At 65.2% G+C, this 16,202-nt stretch carries 8 protein-coding genes; 6 read left to right on the plus strand and 2 right to left on the minus strand.

Annotated features, from left to right (window positions below; genetic code table 11):
• Positions 1–62: 62 nt before the first annotated feature.
• A complete protein-coding gene (locus tag JFN90_RS11490; protein WP_199395252.1) occupies positions 63–1,250 on the minus strand; it encodes a hydrogenase small subunit in 1,188 nt (395 codons plus the stop codon).
• Positions 1,251–1,536: 286 nt separating this feature from the next.
• On the opposite strand from JFN90_RS11490, the gene JFN90_RS11495 reads away from it, so the two are divergent.
• The 3 genes from JFN90_RS11495 (at position 1,537) to JFN90_RS11505 (ending at position 12,887) form a co-directional block, all read left to right on the plus strand.
• Positions 1,537–6,180, plus strand: coding sequence for a pilus assembly protein (locus JFN90_RS11495; RefSeq protein ID WP_199395253.1), 4,644 nt, complete (start codon positions 1,537–1,539; stop codon positions 6,178–6,180).
• A 2-nt stretch (positions 6,181–6,182) separates the two neighbouring features.
• A complete protein-coding gene (locus tag JFN90_RS11500; RefSeq protein ID WP_199395254.1) occupies positions 6,183–11,327 on the plus strand; it encodes an MBG domain-containing protein in 5,145 nt (1,714 codons plus the stop codon).
• 72 nt (positions 11,328–11,399) lie between these two features.
• Complete coding sequence (locus JFN90_RS11505) at positions 11,400–12,887, plus strand: M15 family metallopeptidase (protein WP_199395255.1); 1,488 nt, start codon at positions 11,400–11,402, stop codon at positions 12,885–12,887.
• A gap of 120 nt (positions 12,888–13,007) precedes the next feature.
• Here JFN90_RS11505 and flgM read toward each other — a convergent pair whose 3' ends face one another.
• Positions 13,008–13,292, minus strand: a complete 285-nt coding sequence (gene flgM / locus JFN90_RS11510; RefSeq protein WP_199395256.1) for a flagellar biosynthesis anti-sigma factor FlgM — start codon at positions 13,290–13,292, stop codon at positions 13,008–13,010.
• Positions 13,293–13,685: 393 nt separating this feature from the next.
• Here flgM and JFN90_RS11515 point away from each other — a divergent pair, with 393 nt between their 5' ends.
• The 3 genes from JFN90_RS11515 (at position 13,686) to JFN90_RS11525 (ending at position 15,938) form a co-directional block, all read left to right on the plus strand.
• Positions 13,686–13,886, plus strand: coding sequence for a hypothetical protein (locus tag JFN90_RS11515; protein WP_199395257.1), 201 nt, complete (start codon positions 13,686–13,688; stop codon positions 13,884–13,886).
• 13 nt (positions 13,887–13,899) lie between these two features.
• Positions 13,900–14,268 carry a rhodanese-like domain-containing protein gene (locus tag JFN90_RS11520; RefSeq protein ID WP_199395258.1) on the plus strand — a complete coding sequence of 123 codons (369 nt, stop codon included), beginning with the start codon at positions 13,900–13,902 and terminating at the stop codon, positions 14,266–14,268.
• 248 nt (positions 14,269–14,516) lie between these two features.
• A complete protein-coding gene (locus JFN90_RS11525) occupies positions 14,517–15,938 on the plus strand; it encodes an OmpA family protein (protein WP_199395259.1) in 1,422 nt (473 codons plus the stop codon).
• Positions 15,939–16,202 lie beyond the last annotated feature (264 nt).

Below are 16,202 nucleotides of genomic sequence, written 5' to 3' on the forward strand. Positions count from 1 at the left end.
CCCTTGCGGCTTTGCGTTAAATCACGCCTCTCTTAGCGCCTTGGCGCCTCCGCGTCTTTGCGTTAAGTCTTTTGATCTTCCTCCTGCGTTGCCTTATCCGTGTCTCCCAGTACCGCGAGCGGCAGGGTTTCCGGCTGCGCTTTTTTCGCCCTCTTCTTCGCGATCACCGTGGCGGCGGAGTGCACCAGCACGCCACCCACCGAGGCGGCCACGGCCGCGACGCCGATGGTGTTAGCGGTCGCCTCCACCCCAAGCCCCGGGACCACGAAGCCGGGAAGCCTGCGGTAAAAAGGGGTCATCCGATCGTAGAAATCGCGCTCGGTGCAGCCCAGGCAGGGGTGCCCCGCCTTGATGGGGAAGCTCTGCCCCAGGTTCCACTCGATGGTGGCGCAGGGGGCGAAGGTGGCGGGGCCCTTGCAACCCAGGCGGTACAGGCAGTACCCCCTGCGCGCGTTCTCGTCGTCGAAGCGCTCGGCGAACTGCCCGGCATCGAAGCTGGCACGGCGCGGGCACTTGTCGTGGATCCTTTGGCCGTAGGCGAACACGGGGCGCCCTATACCGTCCAGGGGCGGGGTGTGTCCATAGGCGAGGTAGTAGGTAAGGGTGGCCGTGATGGTTTCGGCGATGGGTGGGCAGCCGCTGATGTTGACCACCGGTCGGTCCGTGATCACGTCGGCTACGCCCACCGCTCCGGTGAGGTTGGGGGAGGCGGCCTGGACGCAGCCGTACTCGGCGCAGGCGCCCACCGCCATGATGGCGTCCGCCTTGCGCGCGGCCCGTCGCAGCAGGTTTTCGGCGGAATCACCGCCGATGGTGCAAAAGGCGCCGTCCTGGCCCAGGGGGACCGAGCCGTTCACCAAAAGCAGGTGCGGTCGGTCGGCGGCTTGGCGCAGCACCTCCTCGGCCGCGCCTCCCGAGGGGGCCATCAGCAGCTCGTTGTAGTCCAGGGAGATCTGCTCCAAAAGGATGCGGTCGATGGGACTGCTCCCCGAACGGAGCAGGCTTTCCAGGCAGCCGGTGCACTCTTGCAACTGCAGGTAGATGACGCTGGGGCGTTTAGCTGCTGAGAGCTTCCTCGCCATCTCCTGGGCCAGCGCCCGGGATCCGGGGGGCAGGGCGGCCGCTGCGCCGAAACAGGCCGCCATCTTGCCGCAAAAGGTGAGAAATTCGCGCCTGCTGACGCCGCGCCGCCTCAGAAACTGCAGAAAGGTTTCACCGCGCGACCAACCGCCATCGGGGGGATCGTTCATATCCGTGCTCCTACTCCGGTTCCCATCCGCCAAAAGAAGGAACGTGAGAGGCGTCAGCCCAATGGGAAGCGCCGTCGCACCGGTTCAATGAAATCACAGAACAGATTAACGCCAAAGAAAATGATGTCAATTAGAGCTCCGACGCCCTCCCGTGCTGGAAGCCATTAAAACGAAACGGGACTTTTTTTTCACCCTGTCGACGCTATACTTCTTTGATTGAAATTTTCTAATAATTGACGCGCGTGTGGGGCGTTGGCTGGAGTCGTTAATGGGAGAGGTGGTGAAGATGAAAAAGGGAAGGGGCCTGGGGGGGCGGGCGGTACTCCCGGTAGTGATTACCTTACTGGTCCTGGCGCTGTTCCCGTCGCCGCGGCAGGCGCAGGCGGAGGATGCCTCCGCGGCCATGCTGGCCTATTGCAGCGTTCCTCCGCTGCCCGGCTTGGGTGTGAAGCCCAACCTGCTCCTGTTGCTGGATAATTCCGCCAGCATGTACGATCTCGCCTATACGGATCCAAAAACCTTTTGCTTTGACGACCGTTTTGACCCGTCGCCGGAAGGGAATTATCCCGGCTACTTCGACCAGCGGATGCTCTACAAGTATTCCACCGACAAGTTTGAGGCCATGCCGGGCACCAGCATAGAGGGGATTAGCTGCAACCAGGCCAAATCATCCCATTTCTGCGTGAACCTCAACAGCTCCAAGAAGATCGACAACTTCCTCGCCACGGGCAAGTTCCTGAACTGGCTCACCATGAGCAAACTGGACCTGGAGAAACTGGCGCTGACGGGTGGCAAGTACGATACCGGCAGCGGGACCCTGCAGGGGGAATCGCGCGGCTGCCAGGGTAAACGCCACGTGAAGACGGTCTATGCCGAGAAGACGACCGAAACCGGGAAGATCGTCAATGACCTGACCAAACCTCTCCCGGTCACCTTCGGTATCCGCGGCCCGATCCCGTCGGAACCAGGGTACGTGCAGCAGGCCAACCACGGCGGGCCCACCCGCATCGACGTCTACCCCGCCACGTACAACAAGAACGACTGCCTGGACGCGGTGAGCAGATGGCAAGGTGGAACCCGCGAGGAGATCGCTTCGTCCACGGCCAAGTGCATGGGGCCGCTGGAGGACGCCGGCGGCACCCCCACCGCGGGTAAGGTCTTCGCGGAGATCATGACCTACTGCTATACCTATCGGGCCGGCGCCGGAATCGTCTACGATGATATCGCCGACACCCTGGTCTCCGATTGCCTGAAGCGCTACAGCTCCTTGTACGGCGACGATCCTACCAATATAGTCAAGAACACAGGCGACGACGTCTGCGGCAGGGGCCTATTTCACAACCTCCTCTCTCATGAAAACACTACCTCCGTTACTGGCTACCTGGGCCAGTGCTACGGGTCCGGAGACATGGATACGGACTGCGCGGTGATCCAGACCAAGGACTTCTGCTCGGAGGTCGAGACTCCCTGGCTGTCGGACCCATCCACCGGCGTAACCCAGGCCGGGACCAACGCCAGTCTCCCCGCCTATATCCTCGATGCCGGTATCACCAGCCTGGGCCAGGTTGCCGGGACGCTGCAGGTCAGGCTGACGCCGGCCGCGACACCAATCGGGTTGCTACAGCAGTTCGGCACGGACATCAATTTCGGAGCCATGATCTTCAATGACAACGGGGCAGGTTCGGAGTGCGGTGGTGTCATTCCTTGCGTGAAGCACTGTAAGAACGACGCCGCTCCCCGCAGGGAATGCTACGAGGATACCGACTGCGGCCGTAAGGGGGAGGGCAAGTGTAACGAGGACACCCGCAACGACGGTGGGGTGATCATTTCCTATATCAATTACGACGAGGTCGGCGACCACAGCTCCGGGCTGATCGCGGCTGTCGAAGCCATCAGGGGCACCTCCTGGACCCCCTTGGCGGAGGCCTTCTATGAAGCGATCGGCTACTTCGGCGAAAAGCCATCCCTCCCCTCCCAGCAAAATGACTATGACAAGTTCAAGCCTCCCTCCAAATACAATTGCCAGAGCAACCACGTGCTGATCCTGACCGACGGCATGTCCACGGCGGACCGGGCCCCCGCCATGATCAACTACGTGGCCGCGGCGGTCGGCAAGTGGGTGAACGGAAACGACGGCATGCCGGCGAGCCAGACCACCACCAGCGCCACCGATAAGACCGCGCCCCCCGCCTACCTTGGCAGCTACAACCTGGACGATCTCGCCTGGATCGCCCGGCACAAAAACTTATTCGATCCCGATAAGCCGATCACGCGGCGTAAGGACTACATCACCACCCACGTGGTCTACACCGGCCCCTCTTGCGGCGACCCCAAGACCGGGACGGGATACAACTCCGACGGCAGTTGCGTTACTTCCGACGAGGGCGAGCCAGAAAAACTGATGCAGCTGACCGCCAGCAAGGGAAGCGGAGCCATGAAGAGCGTCCGCGACCCCGCGGCTTTGCAGAGCTCCCTTGCGGCTTTATTCCAGCTGGTGATCGGAGGTTCCAACACGGGAACCAGCAGCTCGATGCTGGCGACCGGGGATGGCAACGGCGCCATGTTCTTGCAGCCGCTGTTCTACCCGAATAAGAGCTTCGACGGCGGCCTCACCTCCGCAGCATGGATCGGGGAACTGCAGAACCTGTGGTACAACATCGACTCCTTCATCGGGGGGAGCAGCGGCGCCGCCAGCGGCATCAGGGAAGACACGGGGGCAGACAAGGTGCTCGACCTGACGCAGGACCGCATGGTCGATTTCGTCCTCGACCCATCCGTCTACGAGTCTCGCGCCCGGCTCTCCGTCGATGCGGACGGCGACGGCAAGCCAGATGTTCCCCAGCCCACGGGATATCCGCGCACGGTGGTTCCCGAGGCGGTGCAGAGCCTGTGGCGGGCGGGGCGCCAACTCTGGGAGAGATCGGCGGCCGATAGGACCGTCTACACCCAGACCGGAGGTGTATCCCTGGTCCCCTTCCTTGACACGTCGCTCGCGGCGAACCGGCAGCTCCTGCTGGCGCAGGAGCTGCCGGAGGCGGACCGGATCGTCGCCTTCGCGAAAGGGGTCGACGACTCCGCAGGGGAGAGCGGTTCCCCCACCCGGGACCGCGCCGTCAAGGCCTACGGCGCCAGCTCCAAGGGGGGCTGGAAGCTCGGGGACATCATCTCCTCGACGCCGGTACTGCAGTCGGCGGTGCCGCTGGGGAGCTACCATCTTCTCTCGCCCCGGGGGTACGGGGACGCCAGCTATGGCAACTTCATAGGTTCCAGCGGGGCCTACGCCAATCGCGGCACCGTGTACGTCGGCGCCAATGACGGCATGCTGCACGCCTTTAGGCTGGGTGTGATCAAGGTCCGGCCTGAAAGCGGCAAAACCTGGCCCATCTCACAAAAGGCGAAACTGGCCGGGACCGACCCGGGGAGGGAGGAGTGGGCCTTCGTCCCCAAGAACGTGCTTCCTTACCTCCGGTACCTGAAGGAGCCGCTCTACCGGCATATGTACTACGTCGATGGCGGGCTCACCCTGGTGGACGCGAGCATCGGAGACCCGGCTCGCTGCAGACGTGACGACTACTGGAACTGCGCCAAGGACAGTGCCGGGGGGAGTTGGCGCACGGTCCTGGTCGGCGGCATGGGGTTGGGCGGCGCCAGCAGGCCCCCCGACGACAAGTGCGACTCCGCCGCCTGCGTCAAGGCCCCGCTTGGCAGCGTCGGCGGGCTTTCCTCCTATTTCGCCCTGGACGTCACCGGCCAGAGCGCGGACGGCACGGGTAGCGGGCCGCGGTTCCTTTGGGAGTTCTCCCACCCCGACCTGGGCTTTGCGACCTCGGGCGCGGCCATCGTGCGGGTCAAGGCGCGTAGCGCCGGTAGCAACAACGTCCCGATCCACGATCCCGACAAGAACGGACGCTGGTTCGCGGTCTTCGCTTCGGGACCGACCGGCGCCGTCGACACCAAGACCCACCAGTTCACCGGGGTCTCCAACCAGAACCTCAAGCTCTTCGTGGTCGACTTGAACGCCGTGCCGCCGCTTACCCTGGGGCTCAACTACTGGGTAATCGACACCGGCATCGAGAACGCGTTCGGCGGCAGCATGGCCGGCGCCGGGATCGACGCGGACCGGTGGAACGCCTCTTCGCATGGGAACTACGAAGACGATGCCCTTTACGTGGGCTATACCAGGGACGCCGAACGCGGAGGCGGGACCGGAGGGGTGCTGAGGCTCTTCACCGAGCAGGACCCGGATCCCGCCAAGTGGAAGGCGAGCAGGGTGATCGACGACGTCGGCCCGGTGACCGGCGCGGTGGGGAAACTTCAGGACCGGCAGAACAAGCGGCTCTGGCTCTACTTCGGCTCCGGGAGGTACTTCAACAACAAGGATGACCTCTCCGCCGGGCGAGCGCTCTACGGCGTGAGTGAGCCCTGTTACGTCGGCAACAATACCCTCACCCTTGGGGAGGACGGGGCCTGCGCCAAGGATCCCCTGAAACTGACCGATCTGACCGACGTCACCGACGTCGCGCGCGTCGTCGCGGTCAACGACCAGGACGGCAACTACAAGGGATGGCGCGTCTCGTTGGGCGGCTCTGCCGGCAACCTGGCCAGCGAGCGCGTCGTCGACAGCCCCGTTTCGCTCACCGGCGGCGCCGTCTTCTTCACCACCTACCAGCCCTCCCTGGACCCCTGCCTGGACGGCGCCTCCTATTTGTGGGGGGTGCACTACAGCACCGGCGGTCCGATCCGGTCGGTCTCCGCCCAGGCGCTGGTCCCGCTTTCCAATGGCACCTTGGCCACCATCGATGCCGGCGCTTTACCGGACAGCGGCAACCGTCGCAGCGGCGCCATGCCCGGCAAGGCGGTGAAGCCCAAACTGGTTAGCAACAGCGGCCTCAAACCGTTGCGGAAGATCATCCACATCCAGGAGCGCTAGCCATGAGAGGGAGCATTCGGCTGACAGCGGGGACCATACTGGCGGCGGCAGGGGGGCTATTTCTGCTTCTGCTGCTGTGCGCGGTGCCGTCCCCGGCCCGCGCCGCCGTCTGGACCCTGGACGGCTTCGGCATCTACAATGGCGGCACCGTGGCCATCAACGGCTCCGTCCATGCCATTGCGGTGCAGCGCCAGGACGGCAAGGTCGTGATCGGGGGGGACTTCACCCTGACCAGCGGCAGCCCGGCGGCGACGCGCACCAACATCGCCCGGCTGAACCACGACGGCACCCTGGACACCTCCTTCGATCCGCCGCTGGTGAACGGCCCGGTGCGCGCCCTGGCGCTGCAGCCGGACCTGGCCACGCCGGGCAACCCCGACCTGATCTGGATCGGCGGGAGCTTCACCAAGGTGGGGGGGGGCGACCGCAAGGGGCTTGCGCGGCTCTCCGGTGCCAACGGCTCGCTGGATGCCCTGGACCCGGTGACCACGGCCCTCGCGCCGGTGACCGTCAACGCGCTCGCCATGCTCGCGGGGGGGACGGACCTTCTCGTGGGGGGGGAGTTCCGGGAACTGAAGAGTGGGGTGCCCGGCAGGAACCTGGCGGGGCTGTCGGCGACCAGCGGGGCGCAGAACTGGAGCTATGTGGGGGGCTTGAGCGATGACGCCAGTAACGTGGCGGTTCATGCCATCGCCATTCAAAACGGCGCGGTGGTGGTGGGTGGCGAATTCTCTACCCCCTGGTCCGCCAACATAGCGAGGTTCACCGCCCTAGGCGCCTACAACGCCACCTTCGCCCCACCTTCGCCCAACGGCGCGGTGCGTGCCCTCGCCGTGCAGGCGGACGGGAAGATACTGATGGGAGGGGACTTCGCGGGAGGGGTGCTATCCCGCAATTACCTGGCCAGGCTCAACGCCGACGGCAGCCTGGACGGCTTCGATCCCGGCTTCGACAGCGCGGCCGGCGCACGGGTCGCCTCCGTCGTAGTGGAGCCGGACGGCAGGATCCTGGCAGGCGGCGCATTCACCGTCGGCCCCGCCTCGGCGCAACGCATCGACCTCGTGCGCCTGAAGATCGACGGCAGCCTGGCCGACACCGTCTTCCCCGCCGCCAATGCGGCGATCCGGGTCTTGGCGCGCCAGGCGGACGGCAACATCCTCGCCGGCGGGGACTTCAGCGCCATCGACACCGTCGCGCGCACCTCCCTGGCCCGTTTCTACCCCTACGGCACGCTGGACGACAACCTCCCCCAGGTCATCAGCGACACCGGCATCGTGACCAGGGTCTTGCTGCGCCCGGACGGCTACACCACCATCGCCGGCCTCTTCCAACAGGTGCTGGGGCAGCCGAGGTATCACGTCGCCAGGCTGCGGCAAGACTGGACCATCGATCCCGGTTTCGATCCCGCCCTGGCCCTGGGGCAGCGCACCGCCAGCATCGTGCCGCTGGACCAGAACGCGCTTTTGCTGGGCGGAAACTTCCTGACCATAAACGGAATCGAGCAGCACCAAATGGTGCGGGTGGACCAAGCGGGGATTCCTGGACCTGCCGCCTTCAACACCGCGGTGAACAGCTACTTGCAGAAGTGGGGGACCCTAAACACGATGCTGCCGTCCGAGGACGGCATGATCTACGTGGGGGGGAACAACGTCATCGCCTCCCCCTACCGGTACCTGTTCCGGCTCAAAAGTACCGGCGAGCACGACCCCAGCTTCGTCCCAGCCGCGGCGGTGAACGGCATCGTCACCGCGCTGGCGATGCAGCCCGACGGTATGCTGCTGGTCGCCACCCGCACCGGCCGGGTACTCAGGCTCAAGCCAGACGGCAGCCTCGACCCCGCCTGGCACGGCGGAACCGCGCTGCAGTTCGGCGGCCGGGTGGACCACCTGGCGCTGCTTCCCGATGGACGCGTCGTCATCTCCGGCTATCCCATGTACCCCGGCAGCTACGTCGATCCGGGGACGGGGGCGACGGTCCCGGTAACCAGGGACGTCCTGCGCCTGAACAGCGACGGCAGTGTCGACGAGAGCTTCGTCATCGAGGCGCTCTACAACCACGACACGACCTTCAGCGACGACGTCATCGGTCTGGCGATCCAAAGTGATGGCAGCATCATCATCTACGGCGTCTTCGATCAGGTGTCCGACGGATACGGGACCGTCATCAACCGCGACTATGTGGCCCGGATCACCCCCGACGGGCACCTGGACACCGGCTTCGACCTGGGCGCCTTTTCCTTCGCCAGCGGGACCCCCATCAGCCAAGTGGAGACCATCAGCCTCCAGCCGGATGGCAAATTCCTCATGGCGGGGGATTTCGTGGATCAAAACGGCAGGAGCAAGCTGTCCCGTTACGCCAACGGCTGGAGTTCGGAGGAACTCTCCGTGTCCGACACGGGTGACACGGTCACCTGGCTGCGCTCCGGAACCTCGCCGGAACTGTGGCGGGTGAGCTTTGAGTATTCGGCCGACCCTGACGCGGCCGCTCCGGTCTGGGTCCCCTTGGGAAAGCCCGTCCGGGTGGGTGGGGGGTGGCGATTGGACGGGGCGGACCTGGCCCGCTACGGGAGGCTCGTGAACCGGTATGTACGGGCCAGGGGATACGTGGCGGGGGATCACGGCAGCATCGGTTCGCCGGTGGAGTCCGTGCGCATTTATTACCTCAAGCCCCAGAAAACCACGGTTACCGTGACTGCCCACGCACAAAGCAAAACCTACGGGCAGGTTGATCCGCCGCTTAGCTTCAGCTTCGATCCTCCCCTAAACGTCGGCGACCAGTTTACCGGGGGGCTCTCCCGCGTGGTGGGTGAGGACGTCGGACTCTACGCCATCACCCAGGGAGACCTCGCCCTTGGCAACGCCTACGACCTGGTGTACAGCGGCGCCAGCCTCACCATCAGCCAGGCCCCCCTTTTGATCAGCGCCGGCGATCAGAACAAGACCGCCGGCTTCGCCAATCCCCCGCTCACCGCGCGCTTCACCGGGCTCGCCCCCTGGGACACCGCGGCGAGCCTCGGCGGCGCCCCGCTGCTCACCACTGCCGTCGATGCTGCCACCCCCAGGGGGAGCTACCCCATCCATGCGGCGCTCGGCACCATCAGCAGCGCCAACTACCAGTACAGTTTCGCCGACGGCAGCTTCACGGTGACCGGTCGCCCCCAGAGCATCACCTTTGCGCAGCCCGCGCCGGTCAGCTACGGCAGCCTCCCCTTCGCCGCCGGTGCCAGTGCCGACAGCGGGCTCACCGTCAACTACGCGAGTTCCAATCCCGGCGTCGCCACCGTATCTGGCGCAGTGGTCCGCATCGCCGGCGCGGGGAGCACCGTGATAACGGCGTCGCAGGGGGGGGATGGCTTCTGGGACCCGGCCGCGCCGGTTCCGGTCACCCTGACCGTCTCCAAAGCGCCTCTGCGCGTCGTCGCCCAAGACAAGTTCCGCGCCTATCTCACTCCCAACCCCGGTCTGACCGTCGCCTATGTCGGCTTTGTGAATGGCGAGGGAGATGCCGCGCTGACCGGCTCCCCCTCCCTTTCCACCACGGCCGTCCTGGCGAGCCAGGTCGGTAGCTATCCCATAGTTGCCGGCATCGGATCGCTGCAGTCGGCCAATTACCAGCTGCAGCCGGAGAACGGCACGTTGACCGTGTACAAGTCCTGCCAGGAGATCACCTTTCCCGCCATCCCGGAGCGGACCTTCGGCGACCCTCCCTTCGAGATCGTCGCCTCCGCCTGCAGCGGGCTGCCGCTTAGTTTCCGCAGTTCCAACCCTGAGGTGGCTCGCGTGGACGGCAACGTGATCACCATCACCGGGGCGGGGAGTGTCGTGATCACCGCGAGCCAGGTCGGCACCGGCGACCTCGAGACGGCGCCCGAGCAGTCGCAGCCCTTCGTGGTGCACAGAAGCGGTCAGCAGGTGAGCTTCTCGTCCCCGGCCCAGAAGGTGGTGGGGGATCCCCCCTTCGACCTGGAGGGGAGTGCGACCAGCGGCCTGCCGATAAGCTACCGCAGTTCCGATCCCGCGGTGGCGTCCGTTTCCGGGAGCACGGTGACCATGGTCGGCGCGGGGACGACCGTGATCAGCGCGCTGCAGGAGGGGAGCGACAACTATCTTGCCGCCCTGCCGGTTTCCAGGACCCTCACCGTGGCCCAAGAGGGAATGCCGCCGCAGCTCTACCTCTCCACGCTGAGCCCCGGGGGCAGCACCGCCAACCCGGTCCTGAACCTCATGGGGCGTGCCTCGGACGATGCGGGCATCGCGAGCCTCAGCGTGGCCGGTGTCGAGCGCAGTGCCGACGCTTCCCTGTTCAGCGCCGCGGTCACCCTCGCCGAAGGGGAGAACACCATCGCCGTGAGCGCCCGGGACGGCTCCGGAAACGCGACCACGCAGAGCTTCACCATCACGCTGGATGCGCTGGTGCCGGTCCTGGCGGTGACCGCCCCGGCCGACAACAGCGTCACCGAGGCGGTGAGCTGCGCCGTCGCCGGGACGGTGCCTGCGGGGAGCACGGTGAGCATGGCGGTGAACGGCGCCGCGTTGCAGCAGCTCCCGGTCAGCGGGGGGAGCTTTACGGCGAGCGCCCTTCTTGCCGTAGGGGTGAACACCATCGAGCTGACCGCGGAACTGGAGGGGCGCACTGCGCGGATCAAGCGGAGCGTCACCTTCGACCCGGCAGCGCCGGCGCTCTCGGTGAGCGACCCGGTGCAGGACCTGAGGACCGAGGCGTCCTCGATCACCATTCAGGGCAGGGTGGGGAGTTCGGCGGTAGGGACGGTGCAGATCGAGGCGGGCGGAGCGTTCTATGCTCCCGACCTAGTCGCCGGGGCCTTCCAGCAACAGCTGCCGCTGGCGCTGGGGGAGAACCGGATCACGGTGCGCGCCAGTTCCGCCGACGGGAGCACCGCGGTCGCGCACCGGAACCTGGTGCGGATCGAGCGGATCAGCGGCGATCTGGACGGCAACGGCAGCGTCGATATCCAGGACGCCCTGCGGCTATTGAGGATCTCCTTGGGGACGGAACCCGCCGACGCCGCCGTGCTCGCCCACGGTGACCTGGCCCCGGTCGTGGACGGGGTGTCCCGCCCCGACGGCGTCATCGACGTCGGCGACCTGCTGGTGCTGTTGCGCAGGATCGTGGGGCTGCAGCATTGATAATAAGTTTTCCTTGCCTTTCCCGCTCCAAAATCGTATAGACCTCTCTAATCTATCGACCGGGAGCGGCGTATGAACAGGAGTTGGCGATCCATCTTCGGCGGCTGTGTGCTGTCAACCTTGGCTCTTGTCGCGGGATGCAGCTCGGACCGCGAACTGCCGCGGCGCATCAGCGAAAGCCTGGACGGCATCGGCCGCAGCTCCCAAAGCGGCCAGTTCCTCTACGTCGACCCCGGCACCCCCGGGCTGCCGCAGCCGACTCTCTACCCAGTGCGGCGCTCGCTCCTGGGGTGGCAGCTCGCCCTGCCGCCGGTCCCGGTGAACCTGGGGCGCAACGGCGTGGCGCCCCCCTTCGAGAAGCGGGAAGGAGACGGGCGCACTCCCGCCGGCATCTTCCCCGTGCGCAGCGCCTTCGGCTATCCCGCCAGCGTCGCCGGTACCTTCCCTTACCGCCAGGTCGACAGCCAGGACATCTGGGTGGACGACCCGCAATCCCCCGACTACAACCGCTGGGTCTCGCGCGGCGAGACCAGGGCCTCCTCCTTCGAGGAACTGCTGCGTCCCGACCCGCTCTACAAGTACGCCCTGGTGCTCGACTACAACACCGAACCGGCGCTGCGCGACCTGGGGAGCGCCATCTTCATCCACGTCGAGCGCGGCCCGGACAGCGGCACCGCCGGCTGCGTCTCGCTGCCGGAAAAGGAGCTGGTGCAGTTGATCGGCTGGCTCGATCCGGAACAGCGGCCGCAGGTGGTGATCGGCAGCGCATCCGCCGTCGCTGCCGCCTCCGCCGGCATCGCGGAGCAGCTTCCCGCAGACCTGCCGGCCGGGCTGAAGGGGAGGCTCGTCGAGGGGGGACGCATCCTGGCGTTGCGCCACGGCTCGGGCGGCTTCTTCGCCGCGGCGGTGGCGCTGCCGGCAGGCGTCGCCCAGCAGATGCAGCAGAAGAAGAGCTGGCGCCCCGAGTGTCCCGTCCCCCTGGACCAGCTCGCCTATCTGGTCACCTCCTACTGGGGCTTCGACGGCAAGCCGCACTACGGTGAACTGGTGGTGCACCAGGCGCTGGCCCCCTTCTTCACGGACTCCCTGCACCACGCCTACAACGGGCGCTTCCCCATCGAACGGATGGAGCTCATCGACGCCTACGACGGCGACGACTTCCGTTCCATGGAGGCGAACAACAGCTCCGCCTTCAACTGCCGCGAGGTCCCGGGCAGGCCCGGCGTCTTCTCCAAACACAGCTACGGCGCCGCCATCGATGTCAACCCGCGCCAGAACCCCTACCTGATGCTGGAAGAGGGCGCTCGCCCCCAGGCGGCAGGGGTCACCGCCGCCACCGCGGCCGGCTTCTGCATCGCCAATTCCGCCCAGTGCCGCGTCCTTCCCGCTGCCTCTGCCGATCATCTCGACCGGCACGACCAGCGCCCCGGCATGCTGCAGCCGGGCGACCCGCTGCTCACTCCCTTCCGGCAGCGCGGCTTTACCTGGGGGGGGAGCTGGCGCTTTCCGGACTACCAACACCTCGAGTACGACCTGGGCCGGCTCCTTTCCGGGGCCTAAGGAGGTCGGCCACCGTCTGACCCCGCCAGCGCAAGCGGCGACAATGTGGGGGCTGTTACAACAACGGCGCGTCACCTAAAAGGTGGCGCGCCGTTTGGCGTTGCAGGGGGAGGCAGCGGGTCAGATGCCGCTGCCGTCGGCAAGCATCTTTTCCGCGACCTGCCGGGAATCGACCCGGTATTCGCCCGACTGGATCTGCGCCTTGATGGCGGCTATGCGCCGGGCCTGCTGCTGATCCAACTCTGTGGTGGAAATCTGGGACAGCGAGGTGGAAAGCTCGACCACGTCCTCCTGTCGCACGTGGCGGCCCCCCGGTTGCTGCGCCCGGGCCCGCGGCGGGGCATCCATCCTTCCCTCTACGGGAAGGGCAGGTTTTGCCTGCTCTATTTTATCGGTGATGTTCATATCTCCGGCTCTTTGTTGGTTGTAGTTGTGTACTCGGGAACTACTTGAATGGTAATAGTTTTCGTCGTTAAAACCCAGTGATATTTATTTCATTATCAACAGCATCAATGACTGCCTCCCAAAGGCATGGCATCCTTTGCAGGGTGTCGCGACAGTCATTGCCGACCGGTCTGAGTGCAATGCTTTCCGTACTCATCTGTCTCCCGCTCCGGAACCTTTCCCCCCGGTAATCCCCTGTCTCTTGACCGCAGGCCCCGGTGCTCATCGGTCGTCTTCTGCTCCAGTAACATCGAAAAACAAAGATTGGCGTGTTGACATTAAAACACACTAAGTTATTTTTGATGGGTGCCGCCCGCCGGGTAAGAGCGGGATGACCGGCAAAAGGAGGAGGCCATGGCCACTGTGCAAACGCAAACCCAGGCGCCGTCCACCGTTCCCGTTCCGGTATCCAAGCCGCATTCCTTCGGCACCTTCGCCGTGAGCGTCACCTTGTTCATCGTGCTGGCCCTCGCCCTGTTCGTGTACCTCACCCTGAGGAGAAAGGTCGACGGCAAACAGGTCGACAAAAAAGCCGGCGACGAGGGGGAAGACTGACCGGGAGGGGACCATGCAGAGCGATCTGGCGGTATCGACGGACTGGGTATGGGAGCGGATCAAGGAAGGGGAGCCGCTCTTTTTTATCGAGTTGCGGCACCCAGGCGATGCCGACTACGCCGTCCACAGGGTACGCGGCGCGCTGCGGGTCGATTTCGAGGACGCCAAGCGGCACCTGCGGGAACTGCCGGCGGACCGCCTGGTGGTGGTCGTCTCCGACTTGCCCAACGACGAGCCTGCCCTGGAGCTGGCGGCGTTGCTCAAGGAGAACGGCCTCCAGGCCCGTGCCCTCTCGGGAGGGATCTTCGGCTACCTGAAAGCCGGGCTCCCGGTGGAGGAAGTCAGGGCCGCCCGCGACATGACCCGCACTCGCGGCGAGTGAAGCCCCTGTGCATTGTTTGCGCAGCGGCTTCCAGCGCGGCTTCGCGTGTTGACACCGAAACGAATGCGGTTATATTGGTAAGCGTTAATTTTCCTGGGGGGCGACAAGGCGCCGCGGGAGCTGAATCAGTGAGTTAGGGGATCTTTCACGCCGGCACGGGCCGGGACTGGATGGGCCAGCCAGAGGCCGGCTCGAAAAAATTAGCGGGAGGATCTCTGAGGATCCTTCTCAACAAGGAGGCTACCACGATGAAAAAGATCACCGGCTTTATCTGCATCATGGTCCTGGCCGTGATGGCGCTGGCCGCCACGGCGCACGCCGGAGAACGTGCGGGAGCGTTCTCCATCTCCCCCTTCGTCGGCGGCTACATCTTCGATGATTCGAAGGTCCCCCAGCGCGCCTTCAGGGAGAACCGGATAACAGGCGGTTTGAGGCTCGGCTACGACTGGACCGACAACTTCGCCACCGAACTCGTGGGGAGCTACCTGAGGGTAGAAAACCAGGCAACCGATGACGAACATGGCATGTACTCCTACCACCTGGACCTGATCTGGAACTTCATGCCCAGGACGGCCTTCGTCCCCTACCTGGCCTTGGGCGGCGGCGGGACCACCGTCCGGTACCACGGCTCCAACTCCCACGACGGCACGGCCAACGGCGGCGCGGGCTTCAAGCTCTTCTTCAACGACGACATCGCCTTCAGGGGCGACGCCCGCCGCATCATCGACTTCCAGAGCGAGCGCGTCCGGGAGAACATCGCCAGGAACTGGGAATACAGCATCGGCCTCACCTTCGTGATGGGTGGCCGGTCCATGAAAAAGGCTCTGGCCAAGGCCGCGGCCGCCGAACCCGGTGGCACCGTCGCCCAGACCCCGCCGCCGGCGCAGCCCGAAGCGCAACCGCAGCCGGCACCGGTGGCCGCCGAACCGACCCCGGGCCACTACAAGTACTGCGTCACCCTGCAGGGTGAGTTCGACATCGACAAGGCCATCGTGCGCCAGGAACTGCGTGACCAGATCGCCCAGGTCGGCAACTTCATGAAGAAGTATCCGACCACCACGGCGGTTATCGAGGGGCATACCGACAACGTCGGCTCCTACAATCACAACATGGACCTCTCCCAGCGCCGTGCCCAGGCCGTCGTCGATGTCCTCGCCGAGCAGTACGGCATCGAGCGCACCCGCCTCTCCGCCAAGGGCTACGGCTTCACCCGCCCCATCGCCGACAACGCGACCGACGCAGGGAAGCAGAAGAACCGCCGCATCGAGGCGATCATCGACTGCGCCTTCGACGTGCAGCAGATCACCCCGCCGGAGCGTCTCTGCATGGCCCTCGTAGTCGACTTCGACCCGGGCAAGGCCGACATCAAGCCGCAGTACCGCGATGAGATCGCCAAGGTGGCCGACTACATGAAGCGCTACACCACCACCACCGCCGTCATCGAAGGTCACACCGACAACACCGGCAACGCCGCCCAGAACATGAAGCTGTCCCAGCAGCGCGCCCAGAACGTGGTCGACTACCTGGTGAAGAACTTCGGCATCGAGCGCTCGCGCCTCTCCGCCAAAGGGTTCGGGGCGAGCCGCCCCATCGCCTACAACAACACTGCCGAAGGGCGTCAGCAAAACCGCAGGATCAACGCCATCATCGACTGCGTCGTCAACAAGTAGCCATGAGCGGCCAGGGCTCCAGCGCTCACCTTCAGCACCCTGGCCTTCGGCAACCCTAACCACCGCTGCCGCAAAAATAGCCCATATCCGATATGGGCTATTTTTGTTGCCGCAACAGGCTTAGAAACCGTTCTACGTTCTATGTTCTACGTTCTACGTTAGAACCGCAAAGCATCTCGGTTCTTCTACGTTAGAAGCACAACTTGAACTGGGAAGATGGGATCAGCAGGGTGAGGGCAAGGCATAAAAACGTAGAACCTAGAA

The organism is Geomonas propionica, assembly GCF_016458235.1.
Lineage (GTDB): Bacteria > Desulfobacterota > Desulfuromonadia > Geobacterales > Geobacteraceae > Geomonas > Geomonas propionica.